This is a genomic window from Candidatus Caldatribacterium sp. (assembly GCA_014359405.1).
GTDB classification, from domain to species: domain Bacteria; phylum Atribacterota; class Atribacteria; order Atribacterales; family Caldatribacteriaceae; genus Caldatribacterium; species Caldatribacterium oleiphilum.
This window is the reverse complement of sequence record JACIZN010000020.1, coordinates 5,359-10,209: the sequence shown is the minus strand read 5'-3', so window position 1 is coordinate 10,209 and position 4,851 is coordinate 5,359. Positions and strand designations below refer to the sequence as shown.

At 57.2% G+C, this 4,851-nt stretch carries 5 protein-coding genes and 1 pseudogene (2 of these 6 cut by a window edge); all 6 read left to right on the top strand.

Annotated elements, in window-relative coordinates:
- On the top strand, positions 1-2,019 hold the 3' portion of the coding sequence (gene alaS, locus H5U36_02720; GenBank protein ID MBC7217087.1) for an alanine--tRNA ligase. 132 nt of this gene lie to the left of the window's left edge; only the last 2,019 of its 2,151 coding nucleotides appear in the window; the start codon falls outside the window, past its left edge; the stop codon is at positions 2,017-2,019.
- A complete protein-coding gene (gene ruvX, locus H5U36_02715; protein MBC7217086.1) occupies positions 1,997-2,407 on the top strand; it encodes a Holliday junction resolvase RuvX in 411 nt (136 codons plus the stop codon). Before alaS ends, ruvX begins: the two co-directional genes overlap by 23 nt.
- A complete protein-coding gene (gene mltG / locus H5U36_02710) occupies positions 2,404-3,369 on the top strand; it encodes an endolytic transglycosylase MltG (GenBank protein MBC7217085.1) in 966 nt (321 codons plus the stop codon). Before ruvX ends, mltG begins: the two co-directional genes overlap by 4 nt.
- The gene (locus H5U36_02705) at positions 3,366-3,872 is read left to right on the top strand and encodes a YqeG family HAD IIIA-type phosphatase (protein MBC7217084.1); all 507 of its coding nucleotides are present in this window, start codon (positions 3,366-3,368) and stop codon (positions 3,870-3,872) included. Before mltG ends, H5U36_02705 begins: the two co-directional genes overlap by 4 nt.
- The gene (locus H5U36_02700) at positions 3,865-4,695 is read left to right on the top strand and encodes a shikimate dehydrogenase (GenBank protein MBC7217083.1); all 831 of its coding nucleotides are present in this window, start codon (positions 3,865-3,867) and stop codon (positions 4,693-4,695) included. Before H5U36_02705 ends, H5U36_02700 begins: the two co-directional genes overlap by 8 nt.
- Positions 4,695-4,851, top strand: a pseudogene (gspE, locus tag H5U36_02695) (type II secretion system ATPase GspE) (it continues 1,549 nt past the right edge of the window). The gene H5U36_02700 and the pseudogene gspE overlap by 1 nt, the downstream one beginning before the upstream one ends.

Sequence of the window (4,851 nt, the reverse complement as noted above, 5' to 3'; positions counted from 1 at the left end):
GAATTCGACCGCCAGTCCGATGGGACGCTTCGGGAACTCCCGAAAAAAAACATCGACACCGGTATGGGTCTTGAGCGCATCACGGCGGTGGTCGAGAACGTGGAGTCGAACTTCGAAACCGACCTCTTCCTCCCTATCATCAAAGCCCTTGAGGACCTGAGTGGAGTCGCATACCCTCAGGCTCGGCCTTCTTTTCGCCTCATCGCCGACCACTCAAGAGCTTTAGCTTTCCTCATTGCCGATGGGGTGTACCCGGCCAACGAGGGACGAGGGTATGTGCTGCGGCGGCTCATCCGCCGGGCGCACCGCTTTGGGAGGAAACTCGGCCTTGAGAAACCTTTCCTCCATGAGCTTGCGATGACCGTGGTGGAGCTCATGGGTGGAGTGTATCCAGAACTCGCAAACCGCAAGACCACCATCGCCCAGGTTACCTTCCAGGAGGAGAAGCGTTTCGGGGATACCCTTGCCCTGGGCTTTGCCCGTCTTGAGGAGCTTGTCCGGGACGCTAAGGAAAAGGGTGCGCAGAGCATTCCCGGGAAGGAAATCTTCAAGCTCTACGATACCTACGGTTTCCCCATTGATTTTGCCGAGGAAATCCTGAAAGAAGAAGGGCTCTCCTTCTCGCAGGAGGAGTTCGCCCAGGAAATGGAAGAGCAGAAAATCCGGGCAAGAAAAGCCCAGGAGGAAAAAGTCTCCGGTCTCAGGGGTCAGAAAAAGGAGGAAGAGCTCTTTTCTGGTTTCCGCTCTACCTTTGTGGGGTACGACCGGCTCTCGGAAGAGGCCACTCTTTGCGCCCTCTCTGATGGAGAGGACCTCATTCCGGAGGCCCAAAGCGGTACGGAGGTCCTTTTCGTTCTCGATGCCACGCCCTTTTACCCCGAAAAGGGAGGGCAGGCGTGGGATACGGGCGTTTTCGTCACTCCCTCAGGAAGCATCGAAGTCCTTGAGGTGCACAGTCCGAGCTCTTCCCTCATCGTTCACCGGGGAGTCGTCCGGGAAGGGAAGGTTGTGGTCGGGGAAAGGGGGAGAGCAACGGTCAACAAGAAGCGGCGCAAAGGTCTCGAAATACACCATACGGTGACGCACCTTTTGCACCGGGCGCTTCGGGAAATCCTGGGCGAGCAGGTGCACCAGGCAGGGTCCTTCGTGGGGGAAGAGGGTCTGCGCTTTGACTTCACCCACTTTGCCCCCCTCTCACCGGAGGAACTTGAAGCCGTGGAGAAGAGGGTGAACGAGAAAATTCTCGAGGACCTCCCGGTTTTCGTGAGTTTCAGTTCTCTTGAAGAAGCCCAAAAGCGGGGTGTCATTGCCCTTTTCGGGGAAAAGTACGAGTTCCCGGTGCGCATCGTGCGGGTGGGGGACTACACGGCAGAACTCTGCGGGGGGACGCACCTTCGCCGGACAAGTGAAGCCTGTGCTTTCGTCATCCTCTCGGAGTCAAGTATCGGTGCCGGTATCCGCCGCATTGAGGCGGTGGCAGGAGAAAAAGCCCTTGCAATTCTCCGGGCTTCCAGGAGAATGCTCAAGGAGCTTCGGGGTATCTGTGGCGTTGAGGAGGAACGGCTCCTTAGCTTTGTCGAGGGTCTCCTTGAGGAGAATCGAAGCCTCCGGAAAGCCCTCCTCCGGGAGAGAAGGGAACGCCTCCTTGCTGCTCTTGAGAAGGAAATGGCAGCCCTCCCGGAAGGTTCTCTCCTCTTTGCCCATCTTTTCTCGGACACCTTAGAGGTCGAGACCCTTCGGGAAATCGTCGATGTCCTTGGGGGAAGGATGAAAAAAGGAGCCATAGTCCTTGGGGTGGAGGAGGAAGGAAAGGTTCGGGGTGTCATTGCCGGTGTAGGCCTTACAAAAGAGGCGCACCTTGGGAATTTCCTGCGCGAGGTTTCCCGGACCATTGGAGGAGGCGGTGGTGGTAAGCCCCACTTTGCCCAGTTCGGAGGGGTTCCGAAGGCCCGCTGGGCGGAGTTCCTCAGGCTCCTTGAGGAGTTCATCCAACGCCATGAAACGGGTCATGGCGCTTGATGTGGGAGAAAAGCGCATCGGGGTGGCCATGAACTGGGGAACGCCCCTTGCCTTTCCGTATACTGTTCTTTCCCGGAAAGGGAAGGGGGATATCGCTGCCATCCTCTCCCTTGCCCGGGAATTTACCGTTGACACCATTGTCCTTGGCTTGCCCCGCCGGACCGATGGAACCCTTGGGAAAGAAGCCCAGGCTCTTGAGGAGTTTGCCGAAAAGCTTCGGGAGGTTTTTCCGGGAGAGGTGGTCCTCTGGGACGAACGTTTCTCCACCGTGGAAGCGGAGAAGCACCTTCTTGCCCTTGATGCGACCCGGTCGCGGAGGAAAAAGCTCCGCGATAAAATTGCCGCCTGCCTCATTCTTGAGGCGTACCTGGCGAGGGAAAATGCGTGAGGTCCTGGGGTATTCTCGTCCTTGCACTCTTTTACCTTTTTGGTGTTTTTGCCTACCTTGCCTTTTACCTTGACCTTCCCTCAGGGGAACCAAAACTTGTGACCATCCCCAAGGGGGCTTCACTCTCTGCCATTGCTCGGATTCTTGAGGAGGAAGGCATCACCTCAAGGTTTCGGCTCCTTGCCTTTGCTTTTCTCTCCCGAAAGACTGTCTTCATCGCCGGGAGATATACGCTCACCCCTGGGATGCCTCCCGCCCGCATTGTGGAGCTCCTCTCCCAGGGTCCGCCTCGGGTTCGGGTGACCTTTCCTGAGGGTTTCACCGCCGAGGAAATGGCAAAGATTCTTGAGGAGCTCGGGGTCTGCGAGAGCCGCGCCTACCTTTCTTTCGTTGCCCACCCTGAGTACTTTGGGAAATTCTGGCTTTCAGGAGCAGAAACCCTTGAAGGATTCCTCTTCCCCGACACCTATTTCTTCCAGGTTCCCACTCCTCCGGAAGAAGTTATCGCCACACAGCTTGCCCGCTTCGAGGAGCTCGTTCTCCCCCTCCTTGTCGGGAAAAACGTGAATCTCCAGGAAGTCGTCACCCTTGCCTCCATCGTGGAAAAGGAAGCCCGCTTTCTGGATGAGAAACCCTTGGTGGCCTCGGTCTTTCTGAACCGCCTGAAAAAGAACATGCGCCTTCAGTCCTGTGCCACCGTGGTGTACGCCCTGAAAAAGGAGGAAGGTCGTACCGTGCAGAAGCTCGAGGACAGGGATTTGGAGATTCCCTCTCCCTTCAACACCTACCGGGTTTTGGGTCTTCCCCCTCATGCCATCTGCAATCCGGGTCTTGAGTCTATTCGGGCCGTTCTTGAACCGGCAGAAACCGACTACCTTTACTTTGTCCTTCAGGAAAACGGCCGGCACGCCTTTTCCCGAACCTACGAGGAGCACCTGAAGAACAAGCGAGGTACCCCATGAGGAGAATTCTTGAGTACTTCCTTCCCCGCCTTTTCGTAGATAGTCTTGAGGACATCGACCTTGGCAAGCTCAAAGACCTTGGCATTCGGGGACTCATCGTGGACCTTGATAACACCCTTGTGGCCTGGGGTGCTTTTGACCTTCCGGAGCGCATCGTCCGGTGGGTGGAAAGGGCAAAAGGGGAAGGATTCGCCATCTGCATTGTCTCAAACGCCCTGGAGGGGAGGGTAGCGTACTTTGCGAGGCATCTTGCCATTCCGGGAATCTCAAAGGCCCAGAAGCCCCGCCGAGGGGCCTTCCGGGTGGCTTTGGAGACCCTGGGGCTTCAAAGGAACGAGGTTGCCGTCGTCGGAGACCAGGTCTTCACCGACGTCTTCGGGGGGAATCGCCTTGGGCTCTTTACGATTCTTGTTCGCCCGATTTCGAAGCGGGAGTTCATCACGACGCGCCTGGGAAGATTTTTCGAGCGCCTGATTCTTCGGAGGTTTACGAGCCGTGATTGATGCCCGAACGAAACTCCTTGCTCTCATCGGACATCCGGTGGCCCATTCCCTTTCTCCCTCCTTCCAGAACGCCGCCCTCCGGCACCTCGGCCTTCCCTTCGTGTACCTTGCCTTTGACGTTCCTCCGGAGAAGCTCGAAAAAGCCGTTGAGGCTTTCCGGGTCCTTGGGGTTTCAGGTTTCAACGTGACCGTTCCCCACAAGGAAGCCGTGGTCTCCCTCCTTGATGGTCTTGAGGAAGAAGCGCGAATCCTCCAGGCGGTGAACACCGTGGTGAACCGGGAGGGGAAGCTCTTCGGGTACAACACCGATGCGTACGGGTTCCGGGAGAGCCTGCGGTGGGAGGGAGTTGAAGTCTCAGGGAAGCGTTTCCTCCTTCTTGGAGCAGGGGGAGCGGCAAAGTCAGTTCTTTTTGTCCTTGCCCGGGAAGGAGCCGAAAAGGTCTACATCATGAACCGGACGCTCCACCGAGCGGAGGCGCTTTCGGCGTGGGCAAGGGATACCCTGGGACTCCCCTGTGAGGCCCTTCCGTGGGATTTCGGCGCCCTTCCCCTGGTGCATGGTATAATAAACGCAACATCCCTTGGCCTTAAAGGGGAGATCATTCCCGTTCCCTGGGAGGCACTCCCTGCCCTTGAGGTGGTCGTTGACCTTGTCTACCGGAGAGAAGGAACGCCCCTTGTGCGGGAGGCGGGGAAAAGGGGATTGAAGAGCTTCGACGGGAAGCGCATGCTCCTCTACCAGGGGGCAAAGAGTTTCCTCCTTTTCACCGGAGTTCCCGCGCCCCTTTCGGTTATGGAGGAGGCTCTTTTCGGAGGGTCGTGATGGAGGAACGCACTGGACGTCCCGCAAGAATTGGGGAAATTCTTTTGCAGAAGCAAAAGGTTACCCCCGAGCAGCTCGAGAAAGCCCTGGAAATCCAGAAAAAAACGGGAGAACGACTTGGGGAGATTCTTGAGAAAATGGGCATCGTGGAAAGCC